The sequence below is a fragment of the Spirulina major PCC 6313 genome, assembly GCF_001890765.1.
In the GTDB taxonomy this organism is placed as follows: Bacteria; Cyanobacteriota; Cyanobacteriia; order Cyanobacteriales; family Spirulinaceae; genus Spirulina; species Spirulina major.
On record NZ_KV878783.1, the window covers coordinates 2,257,805 to 2,275,966 of the forward strand.

At 55.7% G+C, this 18,162-nt stretch carries 17 protein-coding genes; 11 read left to right on the forward strand and 6 right to left on the reverse strand.

What is annotated here, in order from left to right; translation table 11 throughout:
* Positions 1-9 precede the first annotated feature (9 nt).
* Both recQ and SPI6313_RS09835 read right to left on the reverse strand, forming a co-directional pair.
* Entirely contained in the window at positions 10-2,166 is a 2,157-nt protein-coding gene (recQ, locus tag SPI6313_RS09830; RefSeq protein ID WP_072620838.1) for a DNA helicase RecQ, read from the reverse strand.
* A gap of 57 nt (positions 2,167-2,223) precedes the next feature.
* Positions 2,224-2,880 (reverse strand): hypothetical protein, encoded by a 657-nt coding sequence (locus tag SPI6313_RS09835; protein WP_072620839.1) that lies wholly within the window; start codon positions 2,878-2,880, stop codon positions 2,224-2,226.
* A gap of 280 nt (positions 2,881-3,160) precedes the next feature.
* Here SPI6313_RS09835 and clpS point away from each other — a divergent pair, with 280 nt between their 5' ends.
* Positions 3,161-3,460, forward strand: coding sequence for an ATP-dependent Clp protease adapter ClpS (clpS, locus tag SPI6313_RS09840; RefSeq protein ID WP_072620840.1), 300 nt, complete (start codon positions 3,161-3,163; stop codon positions 3,458-3,460).
* A 6-nt stretch (positions 3,461-3,466) separates the two neighbouring features.
* On the forward strand, positions 3,467-4,318 hold the full coding sequence (locus tag SPI6313_RS09845; RefSeq protein ID WP_072623078.1) for a CPBP family intramembrane glutamic endopeptidase: 852 nt from the start codon (positions 3,467-3,469) through the stop codon (positions 4,316-4,318).
* On the opposite strand, the gene SPI6313_RS09850 is transcribed toward SPI6313_RS09845, so the two are convergent.
* Positions 4,226-4,855, reverse strand: a complete 630-nt coding sequence (locus tag SPI6313_RS09850; RefSeq protein ID WP_072620841.1) for a peroxiredoxin family protein — start codon at positions 4,853-4,855, stop codon at positions 4,226-4,228. The two genes, SPI6313_RS09845 and SPI6313_RS09850, sit on opposite strands and share 93 nt — an antisense overlap.
* A 59-nt stretch (positions 4,856-4,914) precedes the next feature.
* Entirely contained in the window at positions 4,915-6,840 is a 1,926-nt protein-coding gene (locus SPI6313_RS09855; protein WP_072620842.1) for a PBP1A family penicillin-binding protein, read from the reverse strand.
* A gap of 310 nt (positions 6,841-7,150) precedes the next feature.
* On the opposite strand from SPI6313_RS09855, the gene tyrS reads away from it, so the two are divergent.
* The 6 genes from tyrS (at position 7,151) to SPI6313_RS09885 (ending at position 13,395) form a co-directional block, all read left to right on the forward strand.
* On the forward strand, positions 7,151-8,374 hold the full coding sequence (gene tyrS, locus SPI6313_RS09860) for a tyrosine--tRNA ligase (RefSeq protein WP_072620843.1): 1,224 nt from the start codon (positions 7,151-7,153) through the stop codon (positions 8,372-8,374).
* Between the two features lie 22 nt (positions 8,375-8,396).
* A complete protein-coding gene (gene pyrF / locus SPI6313_RS09865; protein ID WP_072620844.1) occupies positions 8,397-9,083 on the forward strand; it encodes an orotidine-5'-phosphate decarboxylase in 687 nt (228 codons plus the stop codon).
* A 99-nt stretch (positions 9,084-9,182) separates the two neighbouring features.
* Positions 9,183-10,595: an ABC transporter substrate-binding protein gene (locus SPI6313_RS09870; RefSeq protein ID WP_072620845.1), complete on the forward strand. Its 1,413-nt coding sequence runs from the start codon at positions 9,183-9,185 to the stop codon at positions 10,593-10,595.
* Positions 10,596-10,643: 48 nt separating this feature from the next.
* Positions 10,644-12,029, forward strand: coding sequence for an ABC transporter substrate-binding protein (locus tag SPI6313_RS09875; RefSeq protein ID WP_072620846.1), 1,386 nt, complete (start codon positions 10,644-10,646; stop codon positions 12,027-12,029).
* Positions 12,030-12,045: 16 nt separating this feature from the next.
* The gene (locus tag SPI6313_RS09880) at positions 12,046-12,972 is read left to right on the forward strand and encodes a phosphate ABC transporter substrate-binding protein (protein WP_072620847.1); all 927 of its coding nucleotides are present in this window, start codon (positions 12,046-12,048) and stop codon (positions 12,970-12,972) included.
* 87 nt (positions 12,973-13,059) lie between these two features.
* Positions 13,060-13,395 (forward strand): LapA family protein, encoded by a 336-nt coding sequence (locus tag SPI6313_RS09885; RefSeq protein ID WP_217650559.1) that lies wholly within the window; start codon positions 13,060-13,062, stop codon positions 13,393-13,395.
* Between the two features lie 23 nt (positions 13,396-13,418).
* Here SPI6313_RS09885 and SPI6313_RS09890 read toward each other — a convergent pair whose 3' ends face one another.
* Positions 13,419-14,093, reverse strand: a complete 675-nt coding sequence (locus SPI6313_RS09890) for a glutathione S-transferase family protein (RefSeq protein WP_072623080.1) — start codon at positions 14,091-14,093, stop codon at positions 13,419-13,421.
* A gap of 169 nt (positions 14,094-14,262) precedes the next feature.
* Between SPI6313_RS09890 and SPI6313_RS22320 the strand changes: the two genes are divergently transcribed.
* Both SPI6313_RS22320 and SPI6313_RS09900 read left to right on the forward strand, forming a co-directional pair.
* A complete protein-coding gene (locus SPI6313_RS22320) occupies positions 14,263-14,898 on the forward strand; it encodes a hypothetical protein (RefSeq protein ID WP_084668967.1) in 636 nt (211 codons plus the stop codon).
* Between the two features lie 15 nt (positions 14,899-14,913).
* Positions 14,914-16,689: a peptidoglycan D,D-transpeptidase FtsI family protein gene (locus SPI6313_RS09900; protein WP_084668968.1), complete on the forward strand. Its 1,776-nt coding sequence runs from the start codon at positions 14,914-14,916 to the stop codon at positions 16,687-16,689.
* 121 nt (positions 16,690-16,810) lie between these two features.
* Here SPI6313_RS09900 and SPI6313_RS09905 read toward each other — a convergent pair whose 3' ends face one another.
* A complete protein-coding gene (locus tag SPI6313_RS09905) occupies positions 16,811-17,536 on the reverse strand; it encodes an LEVG family PEP-CTERM protein (RefSeq protein WP_072620849.1) in 726 nt (241 codons plus the stop codon).
* Between the two features lie 389 nt (positions 17,537-17,925).
* On the opposite strand from SPI6313_RS09905, the gene SPI6313_RS09910 reads away from it, so the two are divergent.
* Positions 17,926-18,150, forward strand: coding sequence for a DUF6464 family protein (locus SPI6313_RS09910; RefSeq protein WP_072620850.1), 225 nt, complete (start codon positions 17,926-17,928; stop codon positions 18,148-18,150).
* The last annotated feature ends 12 nt before the right edge of the window (positions 18,151-18,162 follow it).

Consider the following 18,162-nt stretch of genomic DNA (forward strand, 5'->3'; position numbering starts at 1 on the left):
CGACTTGATTTAAAACGCCTGCTGTTGTTGTTGCCACACGCCCCGCATGAGGCGGATTTCGCCAAAATCGTAGTCGGGGCCGAGATGCTCGCGAATTTGGGTGAGGCTGCGATCGCCATGGGTGGGCATCACCTTCAAAATCTCGGCCTGACGCTCAGGTGACACAAGGCGATCTACGTCGATCACTTCCCCCACAGCGATCGCCTCACTGAGATGCCCTAAAATCGTGCTATCTTTCAGGCTACGCTGGGCGGCAATCTCCGCCACAGTGAGACCTTGGTGATAAAGGTGGAGGGTATGGGCTTGAGTGGCGGTGAGGCCATGCCGAGGTTGGATGGTATCGGGGTCTTGGGGTTGCAGGGCGAAGAATTGACGGATCAGATCCACAAAGGTTTGTCCGTAGCGTTGACGTTTCACCGTCCCGACTCCGGACACACGGCTGAATTGATCGAGAGTTGTAGGCTGTTTTTTAGCCATGGCGCGGAGACTGGAGTCGGAGAAAATGAAGTAGGGGGGGACACCCTGCTCATCGGCCAGTTGTTTGCGAAGGTGGCGCAGTTCGTCAAAGAGGAGTTCAGCGGCGATCGCTGTTTCGCTGGTTTCTGCGATCGCGCGTCCTCCACTGCGGCGCGGCACGGCAATCTTGACCGGGCGTTGATGGCGCAGCACTTCCCAGCTGTTGTCATTGAGAAATAGCACCCGAAACCCATCGGTGGTCTCACTCACAAGGCCCTGATGGAGGAGCGATCGCGCCAACAGTTTCCAATCTTCGGTGCTGCGGTCTTTGCCGATGCCGTGGGTGGAAAGGCGATCGTGACCGTACTTTTTCACCTTCTGATTGAGTGATCCCCGCAGCACATCGATAATGTGCGTCGTACCAAAGCGTTGCTGACAGCGGGCCACACAGGAGAGCAGCTTTTGCGCCTCCACCGTCCAATCCTCCACCGGCGGCGGGTTACAGCAATTATCACAGCCCCCACAATCACCGGGAAACTGTTCGCCAAAATAGCCCAATTGGATCGTACGGCGGCAGTCCGTGCCCTCGGCATAGTCAAGGACTTGTTGCATCTGTTGGCGGGCGATGCGGCGTTCGGTTTCGTCGGGTTTTTGGTCGATTAGGTATTCGAGGCGGGGAATGTCCGAGAGGCTAAAAAAGAGAATGCAGTTTGACGGCTCCGCATCACGACCGGCCCGCCCGGATTCTTGGTAGTAGCCTTCGAGGTTGCGGGGCAGTTCGTAATGGAAGACAAACCGCACATCAGGTTTATTGATCCCCATCCCAAAGGCGATCGTGGCGACGATAATCTGCACATCGTCCCGGATGAAGCGGGTTTGATTTTCGGCCCGCTGTTGGGCATCGAGACCTGCGTGGTAGGGCAGGGCGGCAATGCGATCGCGCTGCAACCGTGCCGCCACCTCATCCACCTTGCGCCGACTGATGCAATAAATAATCCCAGAGCCGCCCTGCTGTTCCCGGATCGCCTGGAGCAGTTGGCCGTAGCTTTGTTTTTCCCGTTTGCGGACTTCGTAGTAGAGGTTGGGGCGGTTGAAGCTGGCGAGATAACGATGGGGATTCCGGAGGCGCAGTTGGGAAAGAATATCCTGCTGGACGCGGGCGGTGGCGGTGGCGGTGAAGGCCAGCATCGCAATGTCGGGGTAACGCTGGCGCAGGAAATTGAGGCGGCGATATTCGGGGCGAAAATCATGGCCCCATTCGGACACACAATGGGCTTCATCAATGGCAAACCCACTGATCCCCACCGTGGTTTTGACGTGATCTAAAAAGGGTAAAAAATTGTCATTCACCAAACGTTCCGGGGCGGCGTAGAGGAGTTTGATTTTGCCGTTGAGGATGTCGGCTTGGCGCGATCGCATCGCCTCACGATCCAAACTACTATTCAAAAACGTCGCCCCGATCCCGTTATCCACCAGGGCATCCACCTGATCCTGCATCAAGGCAATCAACGGCGACACCACCACCATCAACCCCGGCTGCAACAGGGCCGGCAGTTGAAAACACAGAGATTTCCCCGCCCCCGTGGGCATAATCGCAAGCAAATCCCGCTGTTGCAGCGCCGCTTCAATGATCTCGCGCTGTCCGGGTCGGAAGGTGTCGTACCCAAAAAATTCCTTCAGGGTACTTTCAAGATGATTAACGTGGTACATCGCTACTGAATTTAGCCCGTGCAGGTTTATTCTACACCCTTGCCTTCCCCCAATCGCCTAGGGGGTGTGGGGCGTTTCGGTGGCGGATTGGGCGCTGGGGGTGGCATGGATCGTCCATTGCAGGGCGATGGGGAGCGCGAGACAACCGAGGGCGATCGCCATCCCCACCACCAGCAGCTTTTGAAACCCGTCTTGATGGTGATCGAGGCGGTCTTCGGTGTAGTCAATATGGTGGGTGAGTTGGGTTTGCACATCAAACAAGTCATAGCGATGAACGGCCACCTCCCGCTCCACCGTTTCCAGTTGTTGGGCCAACGTCTCCTGCTCTGATTGGATTGGGGCCAAGGCCTCGCGCACCTTGTCCGCCACATGGGTATCTAAATCCCCTAGAATGAGCAGCAACTGTTGCCGGATGAACTGTAATTGACGATCAACCCGCTCCTCGCTGGCTTCAATTTGGGCTTGGGTCTGCTCGGTATAGGCATTGAGTTTGGCTTCGAGTTGTGCGATCGCCGCCATCACCGTTGGTGTCTGCCCTGGGGAAGGATTAGACCGCACCACTGACAACGGCGCGGCTGAGGTTGGCAACACCTGCACCTGCTGCTTGAGATGATGAATCGTCTCAAACAAATCCGCCACCAAATGGGGCGCATCGGGAGCCGGTTTAGATCGTTTAGATCGTGATGAACCGAAAGACTTTAGGGGGCCGGTCATACCGTAAAATCGCTCCTCATCTTGATGGTGGTCAACGGTTGGGGTCAGGCGAGGCAGAAAGACCCCGAAAAAATTCTGTAGCTTACCTGCTAGGGTATCAAAGGTAGTCCTGCGATTTTGTTCAACGCAGTGAACCGCGAGTCCACCGCAGTACGATGGAGGATCGGTGATCTCGCCTTCCCAATTCGGGTTTCTTCGATAAAATTGTACAGAGTTTTTTCAAGATCTCAATTATTTTGCCTGCCATTATTAACTCCCGACTAACAGGAGGTGTATAACTATGTCTACAGAAATTCTAGATCGGCCCTCTGTGGTCCAAGACACATCAACGGTGCGCAAACCTGCCCCCCGTTACCGCGTGTTACTCCATAATGATGATTTCAACTCGATGGAGTATGTGGTGCAAACCTTAATGCAAACCGTGCCCAGTCTTACCCAACCCCAAGCCGTTAGTATTATGATGGAAGCCCACAACAGCGGCGTAGCGTTGGTGATTACCTGCGCTTTTGAGCACGCGGAATTTTACTGTGAAACGCTGCAAAATCACGGTCTGAGTAGCAGTATTGAACCCGACGAATAAATTTTGGTGACATTACCCTATACGAAAATTGCTGCACTCCCCGTTTTCTGGCGCGTGGGAGTGTTTCTGTTGGGATTAGCCGTGCTCTGGGTTCCCCTAGCGTTACCGCTGCATCTCCTGCTCCGTTCTGACCCCAACACCGAAACCATCGCCACGATGGGGCTGTTGTTTATCGAGTTTTTCGTGCTTGTGTGGTTTTGGGGGCGACGGGTGAAACAACGCGATCGCCCCTTTGCCTATTACGGTTTGGTCTGGACACGCCAAAATGGTCTCTATTGTCTCCATGGTTTGGCCCTCGGCACGGGCATGACGATCGCGCTCTTTCTGACCATGGCAGCCTTTGGCTGGGTGGAGTTTGTGACCGCCGATTATGTGGTGCGGGTGATGGTTGAGGGCCTTGGGGTAGCCTTGGGGGTGGGGCTGGCGGAAGAGTTTGTGTTTCGGGGCTGGTTATTGGATGAACTGGAAACTGACTATTCCCCCTCGGTGGCGTTGTGGGGTAGTGCGGTACTGTTTGCGATCGCCCACTACCTCAAACCCGTGGCCGAAATGATCCGCACCTTTCCCCAATTTCCCAGCCTCGTCCTCCTCGGCCTAATCCTCGTCTGGGCCAAACGTCAAACCCAGCACCGCCTTGGCCTTCCCATTGGTCTTCACAGCGGCCTCGTGTGGGGGTACTACATCATCAATGTTGGGGCATTGGTACAGTACCGCGATCGCGTCCCCCCCTGGGTCACCGGCATCGATCGCAACCCCCTCGCCGGCCTACTCGGCATCACCTTCTTGATTGTCCTCGCCCTCTGGGTGCGTCGGCGCGGCGATGGAATCTGCGAGGATCGGCCCCAGGGGACGAGTTAACGTCTGGTCGCACCACATTTGTAATTGTGCGATCGGCGCATTCGGCTCCAAAAACGAAAACAAATGCTTCGCCTGTAACCGCCCCTCCAAATCGATCACAAACTGAGCCGGCAGCGGCGCACCCAAGGCCTGCCCCGTCTGAAACAGCCGAAACACATCACAACTCGGATTACTCAACACCGGCAGCTTCAGCCCCAAATCCTGCACCACCCGCTGACTTTGCCGCGTATCCGTACTCGTCACCAGCAACACCGCAATCCCCTGCGCCGCGAACGTCTCATACTGCTCATTCAACGCCACAAGATGGGGGTAGCAGAGGGGGCAATAGTGGTTTTCGGTAAAAATGCGGGTGAAGTCCAGCAAAACCGGATGTTTCCCCACAAAATCCGAGAGCTTCACCGTCGTCCGATTCGCCACATCCGGCAAGAGAAAATTAGGGACACGCTGCGATCGCTCCAGTCGATTCGTCGCCGGAATCGGCAGCAGATTTTTCAAAAACCGAGCGTTAAACAATCCTTGGAGTTTCAGGGCTTGCATGGCATACAACAGCGGACAGTCTGCCCGCCAGGATAGAGCGATCGCACCAATCCGATCCGCTAACTCTTCGGACGGGGGAATTTTGAGGCAGCCGGGAACTGTAATACAGGTTCATTTTTCAGGGCTTCACGCATGAAATCACGCCAAATCGGAGCCGCGTAGCCCCCACCCGTCACCCCTTTCCCCAGCGGTCGATAATTATCATTCCCAATCCAAACCGCCGTCGAAAGTTGCGGCGTATACCCCACAAACCACACATCCCGCTCCGAAGTCGTCGTACCAGTTTTTCCCGCCGCCGGACGACCCAAATTAGCCTGGGGTGCTGTGCCGCCCCCTTGGACAACGCCTTGCAGGGACGACGTTAACGAAGCAGCCGCCCAGGGATCAAGCACCAAGCGAGGCTTAGGGGTATTGTCGAGAATGACATTACCACTGCTATCGGTAACCCGCACAATAATCGTCGGGTCAGAATGCCAGCCGTTACTCGCAAAGGTGGCATAGGCTCCCGCCATTTCCATTGGCGTAACCCCAATCGACCCCAAGGGCAGGGACACCACCGGATCAAGGGGGCTTTTAATCCCCAAGGTGCGACAGATTTCAATCACCTTATCAATGCCCACGGCTTGACCCAATTTCACCGCCGGAATATTCCGAGACTGAATCAGGGAATCTCGCACCGACATTGCCCCGGCAAAACTGCCCCCGTAGTTTTGGGGTTCGTAGTACGCTGACCCATCGCGGTATTTCACGGGGGTATCTTCCACGACGGAATAGGGGGTATATTTACCGCTAGCGAAGGCAGTGTAGTAGACGAAGGGTTTAAAGGCAGAACCGGGTTGGCGGAGGGATTGAATGGCCCGGTTAAATTGGCTTTCTTTGTAATTCACCCCCCCGACGAGGGCTTTGACGAAGTGGGTGCGGGGATCAACGGCAACGAGAGCCACTTGGTCAGCATAGAGGCCACGGGCGCGGAGACGTTGATGGGCTTCGGCGACATTTTCTTCCGCCATTCGTTGGAAGGAGTAGTCAACCGTGGTTTGGACGCGCATGCCACCTTGGAGGACAGCATCTTCCCCAAAGCGGCGTTGGAGTTCGCCGATCACGGCTTCGGTGATGTAGGGAAGTTCGCTACTTTTCCAGGCGGTGGGTTGGCCGATCAGGAGGGGGGTGGCGCGGGCTTCTTGGGCTTCGGCGGCGGTGATCCAGCCCAGCCCTTCCATGCGGGACAGGACGAGGCTTTGGCGGCGCTTGGTTTCTTGGTAGTCGATGAAGGGGCTGTAGTCTTCCGGGGCTTGGATCAAGCCCGCCATGACAGTGGCTTCGGCAAGGTTGAGATCGGCGGCGGATTTTTTAAAGTAGCTTTGGGCGGCGGTTTCCACGCCGTAGCTGTTGTGACCCCAGTAGATGTTGTTGAGGTACATCTCTAGGATGTGGTCTTTGGCGAAAATTTGCTCGATCCGAATGGCGAGGACGGCTTCGGCGAGTTTGCGGGAAATGGTGCGATCGCGGGACAAAAAGAGGTTTTTCACCAATTGCATGGTGATCGTAGACCCCCCTTCCACAACACCACCACTGCGCCAGTTGGCGACGAGGGCGCGGCCGATGCTGTTGGGGTTGATGCCGTCGTGGAGGTAGAAGTGGCTATCTTCGATCGCAAGAACAGCGCGTTTGAGATCGGGGGAAATCCGTTCGAGGGGGACAACTTCGCGGTTGTGCTCGCCGTGGAGACTGTCGAGGATTTTGCCCTTCACGTCGTAGATGTAGGTGGTTTCGGTGGGGGCGAAGTTTTTGAGTACCCGCACATCGGGCAGGTTGCGAAAGCTGATGGCGAGGCCCACCAGCCCACCAGCGATGATGGAGCTACTAAGCATGGTGATGCCCAAAACAGTTCCACCGGCGACTTTAGCAACCCCAAGTAAAAAATTATCAGGGGTAGAACGGGGATTTTTGGAGTCCTGCTTTTTCCGAACAGTGCTAGTCGCCACAGTTATTTTAGTTCCTCACTCTAATGATGAATCGATCATCTCAATTGCCCTTAGCAAATCCTAGGATGAGGGCGATCGCTGCCCTGACCTTGACTCTGAGCTAACATAAGACCTCTCTTTTTTCAAGGTTGGCCCGTTTACTCACTGTATCTTATCGTTAGATGCTGGGGATTGGCGTTAAACATTACAGGATTTTTGCACATGGGATCAAGACCCCTAAGCTTGAGTCTCCGGTTCTGAGTCCTGTCGTGCGATCGCACCCTTTCACGCATCCCTGATTTATTCACCTCGTCTTTAAACTACTCCCCCCATGCTTCCGGTGACTTCCCCCTCAGAGTTTCAATGGCTGCAACGCGGCACTCAGGAAATTTTTCCCCATGCGCCCGATTCCCATGATCCCAATGAACAGTTAATCGCTCGCCTGCAACAGGGCGATCGCCCCCTGCGCATCAAGCTCGGCATTGATCCCACCGGCTCAGACCTGCATTTGGGCCATAGCATCCCCTTTCGCAAACTCCGCGCCTTTCAGGATGCCGGCCATACCGCAGTGGTGATCATTGGCGACTTTACCGCCCAAATTGGCGACCCCACGGGCAAGTCCGAAGTGCGCCGCCAACTGACCCCCGAACAGGTCAAACTCAACGCCCAAACCTACCTCGATCAATTGCGGCCAATTCTTGATTTCGACACCCCCGGCCGGCTCGAAATTCGCTACAACTCCGAATGGTTAGGGCAACTGGATTTAAAAGAAATTTTAGAACTGCTGGCTACGATGACTGTGGGGCAAATGTTGGCCAAAGAAGGGTTTGCGGAGCGGTATAAAAAAGAAAATCCGATCTATCTCCATGAGTTCATGTATCCCTTGATGCAGGGTTATGATTCGGTGGCGGTGCAAGCTGATGTAGAACTGGGGGGAACTGATCAAAAATTTAATCTCTTGGTGGGGCGAGATTTACAACGGCAATTTGGGCAAGCGCCGCAATTTTGCCTGTTGTTGCCCTTGCTGCTGGGGTTTGATGGGGTGAATAAAATGTCGAAGTCTCTCAATAATTATGTGGGACTGACCGAAGACGCTTTAACCATGTATTCCAAGCTAGAAAAAACCCCCGATGCCTTGCTGAGGAGTTATTTCGAGCTACTGACGAACACCCATTTAGACCAGTTGCCGGACGATCCCCGCACTGCCCAGAAGCAATTGGCCCTTGATGTGGTGGGGCAATACCACAGCCCTGCCGCCGCCCAGGAGGCCCAAACGGCGGCCCAAGCGTTGGTGCAAGGCAATCAGGCCAGCGGTGATGCCGTGCCGGAGTTTAGTTTGGCAACAGTGGAGTTTCCGGTGAAGGTGTTTTATCTTCTCAGTGCGACGGGACTGTGTAAGAGCAGCGGTGAGGGGCGACGGCAAATCCAAGGGGGGGCGGTGCGTTTAGAGGGCGATCGCATCACCGATGTTAATTTAGAATTCGCCACGTCCCAAGACCTCGATGGTAAGGTGCTCCAGATGGGCAAGAAGAAGTTTATCCGCCTCGTTCCATAGGATCACGGGAGATTATCGGGTTATGAGTTTGAGCGATCGCATTATTGTGCCGTTGGACGTGCCGGATCTCAAAGCCGCGTTCGATTTATTGGATCAACTGCCAGAGGTGGGGTTTTGGAAAGTCGGTCTAGAGCTATTCATCGCCGCCGGGCCGGAGATTTTGGCGGAGTTGAAACGCCGAGGTAAACGGATTTTTCTGGATCTCAAACTCCACGATATTCCCAACACCATGGCCGGGGGAGTGCGATCGGCCCAAGCCTATGACGTGGACTTCCTCACCATCCACGCCCCCGCCGGTCAAGCGGCCCTCAAAGCCGCCGTGGATGCCGTTGCGGATGCCCCCCTCAAACTCCTCGCCGTCACCCTGCTCACCAGTTTGAGCGCCCGCGATCTGGCCTTCGATCTCCATGTTTCGCTTGAACTGCCGGACTATGTCCTCAAGATGGCATTACTCGCCCAAGCCTCCGGCGTACCCGGCATTGTCTGCTCACCCCACGAAGCCGCCCAACTCCGCCAAATCTGCGGGCCGGACTTTCTCCTCGTTTGTCCCGGTGTCCGTCCCCCTTGGGCCACAGCGGGAGATCAACAACGGGTGATGACCCCGGCCCAAGCCTTTCAAGCCGGGGCGAGCTATCTGGTGATCGGTCGCCCGATTACCCAAGCCCCTGATCCCCAAGCCGCTTGGCAACGTTTAGGGGCGAAACTTTGACGGTTGAAACCGGAAGGATTGGGCGCAGGGGTGAGAAATCTCGATGTTGCCTTCGGTAGTCTAGACACACGCAACCTATTTAGGAGATCTGTAGCAATCATGGCCCAAGGGAAAGAAACAGCCGCATTGGTTTTGTCGTTGGCCATTACGGGCGCGATCGTCGGGGGCGGTGTGTGGTGGGTGATGAGTGGTTCAAAATCCTCTGGGCCGGGGGAAACCGGGTCAAATCCTCCCGCGACCGACTCGAATCCTGCCGCGACGAACAGTGGCACAGTGGCGATCAGCACAGGGGATCGGCTGATCACGTCGGTGACGACCCCGGATAAACAGGCCGCCGTCGCGGCGATCGCCCAAGGCGATTTTGCCGCCGCCATCCCCCGTCTTGAAGCTTCGTTACAAGCCACCCCCAATGATCCCGAAGCTCTGATTTATCTCAACAATGCCCGCATTGGTACGGATGCATCCTACACCGTGGCGATCGCTATTCCGGCCGGAACCAACGCCGATGCCGCCCAAGAACTCCTGCGCGGGACAGCCCAAGCCCAGGCCGAAATCAATCAGGCCGGGGGGGTAAATGGCACGCGGCTGAAGGTTGCGATCGTCAATGACAACAATGATCCCACCCTGGCCAGTCAAGTGGCTCAAGCCCTGGTGGATCGGCCCGAGGTGCTGGGTGTGGTGGGGCATTTCGGCAGTGATACCAGCGCAGCCGCCGCCCAGGTCTATCAAGCGGCGGGATTAGTGATGATTTCCCCCACGAGTACCGCCACCCCCCTCGCAAGCCTCGGCAATTTTATCTTTCGCACGGTTCCCAACGATGCCGCCACCGGGAAAGCCCTCGCCCGCTATCAAGTGGAGCAACTTCAAACCCAAAACACCGTGGTGTTTTATAACAGTCAAAGCGATTACAGCAATTCCCTCAAGCAGGAATTTAGTAATGAATTGGTGTTTGAAAATGGGCAGATTGTCGGGGAATATGATCTCAGCAGTGGCATTGACCCCGTCCAGGCCCTGAATGAGGCGCAACAACAGGGGGCGCAAGCGATCGCCCTCCTGCCCAACTCCGAAACCCTAGACCCAGCCCTGCAAGTGGTGCAGGCTAATGGTCGTCGCTTGCCGATCCTGGCGGGGGATAGTGTCTACAATTTCACCACCCTAGAAACAGCCGGAGCCAACGGAGTGGGAATGACCCTCGCTGTGCCATGGCAAAGTCAACAGGGCAATGGTGAAACCTTCGCCGCTGCGGCGCGGGAACTGTGGGGCGGGGACGTGAATTGGCGCACGGCCATGGCCTACGATGCAGTGCAGGTGTTCCAAGCTGCCCTCCAGCAAAATCCGACGCGGGCAGGGGTGCAGAGTGCGATCGCCGCCCAATCGTTCCAGGCCACCGGGGCTAGCGGTACGATTCGGTTTGTCCAGTCGGGCGATCGCAACCAAGCTGCTCAACTCGTCACCATTGCCCCCGGCAATCGTTCCGGCACTGGCTACGACTTTGTGCCCCTCACCCCTTAACCCGCCAGCATCACCCGTGACGTTATTTGCTCTCTTCCTAAACTACCCATGGCTCGTAATCTCAAAGAAACTGCAACGCTTTTGCTCACGCTGGTTTTAACGGGGGGAGTGGTTGCGGGTGGGGTGCTGTGGCTGGGTGAGCGGATGCAAGGGGATGAATCGGCAACCGTCCAAGATGTGGACGGAGCCTTCGATAGTCGCTTCAGTCGGGGAGAACGGTGGCTGATTACCGATAACATCACCCCGGAAAAACAAGCTGCCCAAGCGGCGATCGCCGCCGGTGATCTTCCCACAGCAATTCAACAATTAGAAGCCTCCCTCGTGAAGCAACCCAACGACCCGGAAGCGTTGATTTATCTCAATAATTTGCGGGCCGATGGTCAACTCGTCCACCGGATCGCCACCGCTGTCCCCATTGGCAGTAGTCTCAACGCCGCCAAGGAACTGCTGCGGGGCGTGGCCCAAAGCCAAAACCAGATCAACCAAGGCGGCGGGATTAAGGGGATTCCGCTACAGGTGCTGGTGGTGAATGATGATAATGATCCGGCGGTGGTGCAAGCCGTGGCCCAAGCCTTGGTGGAGCAGCCGGAGGTGTTGGCGGTGGTGGGGCATTTTGGTAGCGATAGTTCCTTAGCGGGGGCAGAGGTGTATGAGGCGGGGCAGTTGGTGATGATTTCGCCGACGAGTACATCCGTTGCGCTCTCCACCGCCGGAGATTATATTTTTCGGACAGTACCGAGCGATCGCTTCGCCGGGAGTGCCCTCGCTCGCTATCAACTCGACACCCTCCAAACCACCAAAGCCGCAGTTTTTTATAATGCCGAGAGTAACTATAGCCAATCGCTGCGGGATGTCTTTATGACCGATCTTGCCTCCCAAGGGGGGGAAGTGGTGACGGAATTTAATTTCACCGCGCCGGACTTTAACGCCGAAGCGGCGCTGAATGCCGCCCGTGCCAATGGGGCCGAAACCCTGATGCTCGCGCCCAATTCGGCGGTGTTTGAGCAGATGGTGGCGGTGGTGACGGCGAATCAAGGAGCATTACCGATCCTGGCGGGAGACAGTGCCTATAAACCGGAATTATTAGCCACAGGGGAGGCCGGCACAGGGATCATCATTGCAGTACCATGGCATATTTTGGGTGACCCGGATGCGACGTTTCCCCAAGTAGCGCGAGACCTGTGGGGTGGGGATGTGAATTGGCGCACGGCCATGGCCTACGATGCGGTGCAGGCGATCGCCCAAGGGATTGCGATCGCCCCCAGTCGCACCGGCTTAAAAGAGACACTCCTAAGCACCACCTTCACCCAGGGAAGCCAAGGCGAGATTAAGTTTTTGCCATCGGGCGATCGTAACCAAGCCGTCCAACTGGTCACAATTGAGCCAGGAACCCGCACCCAGTACGGTTACGAGTTTGTCCCTGTTACACCCTAACCCCAGCACAACCACCATGACCCCAAAAAACGAAACCCTTCCCCTCATCCTCGCCCTGCTTGTCACTGCTGGAATTCTGGGGGGCGGCATCTGGTTTTTCACCCAACGCACCGGCTCGAACCTCATCCCCACCCCTGACACCGCCACCAATCCCAACCCCGCCGACGGAGCCGCGCCCCCCACCAACGGGACAGCCGCCAATTCGTTCCCCGTCCCTAGTGAAGTCCCCGCCGGAACCCAACTCTGGATCGACGGCTCGACGAGTATGGCGAAAATTAACGCCGCCTTCACCAATAGTTTTAAAACCCAATTTCCCAGCGCCAGCACCACCATCCAAGCCCAAGGCACAAGCAAGGGGATTGAAAGCCTGATCGCCGGTCAAATCGATTTAGCCGCCTCCTCTCGTCCCCTCACCGCCGCTGAACAAAACCAAGACTTACAGACCGTTCCCGTTGCCCCGGATCAGCTAGCCTTTGTCGTCAGTGTGGATAACCCCTATCGAGGCGGCTTAACCCAAGCACAGATTCAGGGCATTTATACCGGGCAGATTACGAACTGGTCTCAGGTGGGTGGGCCGGATCAGCCGATTCGGGCGCTGAATCGCCCAGCGGTGAGCGGAACCTATGCCACTTTTAAAGAGGTGGTCTTAGGGGGCCAAGAGGCTAGCGGGTCGAATGTGGTGACGATGGAGCGGGATGAAACCACTGGGATGCTGCAACAGTTGCAAATGAACGGGATTGGCTATGCCACGGCCGCCCAAGTGGAGAATCAGCAGACGGTGCGCATGGTGCCGATTAACAATTTTAATCCCAGCGATCCGGCCTATCCCTATCAGCGCACCCTGTACTATGTGTATAAAAATCCGCCCAATCCGGCGGTGACGGCATTTTTAGGGTTTCTCAATACGCCAGAGGCTCAAGCCGCGCTCCAAAGTGCGCTGTAATGTCTGGTACCCCGACAATACCCCTAGGGTTTTCAAGATCCCTGCACCCTAGCCCCGATTTTAATCATTTGGAGAGGAGATGTATTCATGATGCGCCAAGTCAATTTTGTGTTGATTTTTTTGGTTTGTTTAGCGATCGCATTTTTCTGCCTGGAAAATACTAACCCGATCACGGTGCAGCTTCTACCGGGAAAAACCGTCGAAGCTCCCCTCGCCATTGAACTGTTGATCACGATGGGGGCGGGGGCGACCTTGGCTTGGTTGTTTAGCCTCTGGGTGAAGTTGCAGCGACAAATTAGCGCGATGCAGGATTACAAACAGGTGCAGGTGCGCGATCGCCGCATCACGGAACTGGAGCAGGAACTCCAACGCTACAAGGCGGAAATCAAGCAGCAAAAACTTCCCCCAGCCGATGAGGCCTAGGGCTTGACATCGATGGGACTGAATCAATCATGAACCCTGGGAGGTAACAGTTCGCCGCAATGCTGATGGACGGCGGCGATTCGCTCCCAAAGCCAGGGGTATTGCTCCAGGTAGGGGGGGACGATCGCCAACGGAGCCAATAGAGCAGCGGCGGTAAGATCGGCGAGGGTGTAGCGATCGCCCACGAGAAACGGCCCGGTCTGCCACGGCGTTAACACCTGATTCAAGGCCAGATCCAACCGTTGCCGCGCCAAGCGGACAGCCGCTGCATTGATGTTGTATTGACGGCACACCAGTTGAATCACCAGGCCATTCACCCATGAGGTATCGAGGTGTTTCCCGTCCTGGGCGCGATAGTCGTAATAAACAAAGCGGGTGGCCACGCCAATACTTTCATCGAGCCAATCTTCGAGCCATTGCACCTGGCGATCGCCCTCAGGATCACCGAGCAACAAGGGGGGATCGGGATAATGCTGGTCTAGATACTGGGCGATCGCAGTGGAATCGGCGATCGCCTCCCCATCCGCCGTTCCCGATGGGCAGAGCACCGGCACCGTGGTTAAACCCGTCAACGGTTTGAGGCGGACTAGGTGCAAGCCCGGTGTCAGGTTTTCCACATCATACGGTATCCCCTTGAATCCCAACATTAGCCGTGCTTTGCGGCAATAATGGGACGTACTGAATTGTAAAAGCAGCATGATTGTTTCGGCCTCCATTTTTCTCTGCCCAGGGCTAATTCTAGGGACTCTCGTCCCCCCTCGCCCTTGATGGCGATCGCAAAAATCGCTCCGTTCCCTGAATCCAATGATAGGATGGGGGCGCATTAGAATAGAAATCATCAATTGCCAGTACATCGAAGGATTGACTATGATCGCTTCTGTCCAACGCTATCCCTCCCATCGGGCATCGCACCGTCGCCGTGCTGCCACCGCCCAACGCCCGGATGTACCGCGTGCCTTCCGTGAACCCGCCGCCGTGGATAGTGGCAAAGTGATTCGTCATCCTGCGATGCAAGGGGCAGCGGCGATCGCGCAACCCAACACCCCCGCCCCCCTCACCCTCGTTCCCCCCGCCACACCTTCCACAGCCCCCCAAGCCCCCGCCAAACCCTCCCGGCGTGCCCGTCAGACCACGACCCCCAAAGTCCCCCTCTGGCTGCGCACCCTCTTAATCATTCAACAAGGCTCATCCATTCTCACTTTTTGTCTCGCCACCGCCGTCCTGATGGTGTACGGCTCAACGGTATACATCCAACAGGCCTGGAGCGAAGATTTTCGCCACCTCGAACAACTCCAACGGGAAAAACGCGAACTCACCACCGCCAACGAGTTAATGAAAAACCAATTGGCCCAACAGGCCACTGCGCCCGAAAATAACCTCGTTGCCCCCAGTCCAGCCAATACCATCTTTCTCCCCAAGGCCACGGGCCAACCGGCTCAACCCGTCTCCACCCCCACCGCCCCCTTGGTCAGTTTCACCGCAGATGCACCCTTGGGCTATTAAGGCCCTGCCTGCCCTATGTCCAATCCTGACTTCCCTGCAACGTCCTCCCCACCGGATTCCTCCACCCCGCCCTTGACCCCGCGCCCCTACCGTCTTCAACCCCGACGGTTGTGGATTGTCTGGGGCCTGCTCGCTGCGAGTTTGGCGGGGTTAGGATTCAATCTATATCGATTGCAGATTCTACGCGCCCCTGACTTGATGGAACAGGCGCGGAATCAGCAAATGACCTATATGCGCCCCTATATTCCCCGCCGTGAAATCGTGGATCGAGCCGGGAATATCTTAGCGACGGATCGCCTGGTCTATACGCTCTATGCCCACCCCAATCAATTCCCCGTCAGCCGTGAGGCTATGGCGCAGCAGTTAGCCCGTCCCCTTACCCAAGATGCTGAGGCGTTGTTGAGGACCCTCAAGGTGCGGGATAGTGGCATTCCGTTGGCGGCGAATTTGTCGGAGGAAACGGCGGATCAAATTCGGGATTTAAAGCTGAATGGGTTGGAGTTGATCCGTCAATATTCCCGCCTCTATCCTCAGCAGGAATTGGTGTCCGATGTGGTGGGGTATGTGGATTTAGACCATAAGGGGCAGGCGGGGTTGGAATATACCCAAGAGAAGGCCTTGGAACGGAATCTGCGCACGCTGCAAATGAGTCGGGCGGGAAATGGGGCGTTAATGCCGGATCATATTCCGTCGGGGCTGTTGGGGTTTGATGATCAGCGTTTGCAACTGACGGTGGATATGCGGTTGCAGCGGGTGGCGCGATCGCTCCTCAAGCAGCAGGTGGAAACCTACAAGGCGAAACGGGGGGCGGTGTTGGTGATGAATGTTAACGATGGGGCGCTGTTGGCCTTGGCGTGCGAACCCACCTTTGACCCCAATGAATATTCTAAATTTGACCTGACCCTGTTTAAAAATTGGGCGGTGACGGATCTCTACGAACCGGGATCAACGTTTAAGCCGATTAATATTGCGATCGCCCTCGAAGCGGGAGCGATTCAATCCAATGACACCTTCTACGATGCTGGCAAAATCGAGATTGATACCTGGGAAATTACCAACCATGATTACGAATCCGTCGGGGGTCGCGGCGATCTAAACCTAGGGGAAATTCTCAGCTATTCGAGCAATGTGGCCATGGTGGACTTGGTGCAACAGATGGACCCCAAGGTATACTACGAGGCGCTGAAAAACCTCGATCTCACCGTTGCCCCAGCCATTGAACTTCCCGGAGCGGCGGCGGGACAACTCAAGTCTGCCGACCAATTTATCTATTCTCCGGTGGAAGCAGCGACGACGGCCTTTGGCCAAGGCTTTTCGCTGACACCGTTAAAATTAGCCCAACTGCAAGCGGCGATCGCCAATGGTGGGCTGCTCGTCACGCCGCATCTGGTGCGGGGCTTGGTGGATGCGGAGAATACCCTGGTGTGGGAACCCACGGATCACCCGGTTAAGCGCGTGTTTTCCCCCGCCACCACAGAGGTGGTGCTCGATCAAATGGCGGCGGTGATTGATGCCCCCAGTGGACAATCGGCGCGGATTTCGGGCTATCGTCTGGGGGGAAAATCGGGAACAGCGGAAAAGGCGAGTCCTGACGGGGGCTATTTCAGCGATCGCAAAATCGTCAGCTTTTTCACCATCCTCCCCCTCGAAAGTCCGCAATATTTAGTGTTAGTGGTGATTGACGAACCCCAAGGCGAAGACCTCTTCGGCTCCACGGTCGCTGCGCCGTTGGTGAAGTCCGTCACAGAAGCGTTGATTGCGATTGAAGGGTTGCCGCCCTCGTCCCCCTAACCCGGTATTCCTGCCCAAAAACAGGGCTAATCCTCACACCGTCAAGGCACACAACAAGAGGGAGCAGATGATTCTGCTCCCTCTTCTCAATGAGTCCATTGCTCTCAATTTGGGGGTAGTCTTAACCGTTACGCTTTTGACGCTTGCGAGCGGCAGCAATCATGCTCGATGCCATCAAACCGGCTGTGATCGTACCGGGTTCTGGAGTGCCCACTGCTGGTTCACCTGCCATCTTGAAGTTCACGCCATCCCCTGTGCCACTGGCGGTGTCGTTACCAAACTTCAGGGTGATCGATTTGACATCAAAGAAGGTTTGAGACACTAAGTTGCCATCTCGACCCTTGGCAACATAATCCGGGGTGAGGCTAACCCCATTGATTGCCAAGGCTCCCGTGGTATTTGTCGACTCCGTATCAAAAAAGTCAATGGTCAACGCCGAAATAACACTGGCAAATGTGAACTCAAACGTACCGACTTCGAGTTGTCCTTTTTCTTCGGCGTAGCCAGTGCTTTCGTTATATTCTGACGGGCGGAAGAAGAAGCCGCTAAAGTTCGTCCCGGCATCTTTTTGCTGGAAAACAGTTTGACCGCCGTTATAGGTGCTCTTGGTGGCTAAGTTATCAACAAAAAGGCGGCTGCGGCTGCCGGTGCTGCTATCGGTTAGGGAAATAATACTTTCAAAGATGGGATCAATGGCAATACAGCCATCGTAACAGCCTAAACCGACGTTGATCTCGCCTTCTTGCTGGGGTACGAAGTCATAGGCAGATGCGGTGGTTGCGATCGCACCCCAAGAGAGGGTTGCTGTGGCGGCAGCGAGAATAGTCTTAACGGTAGAGTTAAACATAATATTAAGGACTGAACAACTTGGACTACACCACTAATATGCAGAAAAACACGATCAATATCAATCAATACTGGGTAAAGAATGGTGTAAATCTTGTAAAGCTTTGATGAAATACAGCGATCCTAAATCAATCGGAGATCTTATCTCCTCATAAACAGGCAAGGGGCTTAAGCCCCTTGCCTGTTTATGAATCAAATCGGATTGCGATACACGAAAAGTGGGCTAATGATCGGTTTTTACGGACAAGAAAATACTAGGATTTGAGGATTTATTTTTTCTCTTTTAGCTGAATAATGATTGCCTCCAAGACAGGGTCTGATCGACGGGTGCGGTGTCTAGCGGCTTTAGGGGCGCTAAAGTGGGATCATCGAGTTGTTGAACAGAGATCAATGGCTTCAGTTGCGTTTGAACGGATGCGTCTGACCTCCCATGCCGCAATTCGGCAGCGTCTCCGAGATCATGACCAGCAGTTGCGATTATTGGCGGGGCGGCGCGATCGCTGTCGCACCTGTTGCTACTTTGCCCGGTCTGCTTTCCTCCGCTGCGCTGTTCATCCCCTCGGAGACCCGCAGACCTGCCCCCATTACAGTCCAACCGACCCCAACGACCCCTAAAAAAAGATGGAC

Coding starts and splice junctions, on each gene's coding strand:
- pyrF (WP_072620844.1), top strand. CDS start 8,397: ATGAGTTTGAGCGATCGCATTATTGTGCCGTTGGACGTGCCGGATCTC.
- SPI6313_RS09835 (WP_072620839.1), bottom strand. CDS start 2,880: ATGACCGGCCCCCTAAAGTCTTTCGGTTCATCACGATCTAAACGATCT.
- SPI6313_RS09905 (WP_072620849.1), bottom strand. CDS start 17,536: ATGTTTAACTCTACCGTTAAGACTATTCTCGCTGCCGCCACAGCAACC.
- clpS (WP_072620840.1), top strand. CDS start 3,161: ATGTCTACAGAAATTCTAGATCGGCCCTCTGTGGTCCAAGACACATCA.
- SPI6313_RS09875 (WP_072620846.1), top strand. CDS start 10,644: ATGGCTCGTAATCTCAAAGAAACTGCAACGCTTTTGCTCACGCTGGTT.
- recQ (WP_072620838.1), bottom strand. CDS start 2,166: ATGTACCACGTTAATCATCTTGAAAGTACCCTGAAGGAATTTTTTGGG.
- tyrS (WP_072620843.1), top strand. CDS start 7,151: ATGCTTCCGGTGACTTCCCCCTCAGAGTTTCAATGGCTGCAACGCGGC.
- SPI6313_RS22320 (WP_084668967.1), top strand. CDS start 14,263: ATGATCGCTTCTGTCCAACGCTATCCCTCCCATCGGGCATCGCACCGT.
- SPI6313_RS09900 (WP_084668968.1), top strand. CDS start 14,914: ATGTCCAATCCTGACTTCCCTGCAACGTCCTCCCCACCGGATTCCTCC.
- SPI6313_RS09880 (WP_072620847.1), top strand. CDS start 12,046: ATGACCCCAAAAAACGAAACCCTTCCCCTCATCCTCGCCCTGCTTGTC.
- SPI6313_RS09870 (WP_072620845.1), top strand. CDS start 9,183: ATGGCCCAAGGGAAAGAAACAGCCGCATTGGTTTTGTCGTTGGCCATT.
- SPI6313_RS09910 (WP_072620850.1), top strand. CDS start 17,926: ATGGCTTCAGTTGCGTTTGAACGGATGCGTCTGACCTCCCATGCCGCA.
- SPI6313_RS09850 (WP_072620841.1), bottom strand. CDS start 4,855: ATGCAAGCCCTGAAACTCCAAGGATTGTTTAACGCTCGGTTTTTGAAA.
- SPI6313_RS09885 (WP_217650559.1), top strand. CDS start 13,060: ATGATGCGCCAAGTCAATTTTGTGTTGATTTTTTTGGTTTGTTTAGCG.
- SPI6313_RS09890 (WP_072623080.1), bottom strand. CDS start 14,093: ATGCTGCTTTTACAATTCAGTACGTCCCATTATTGCCGCAAAGCACGG.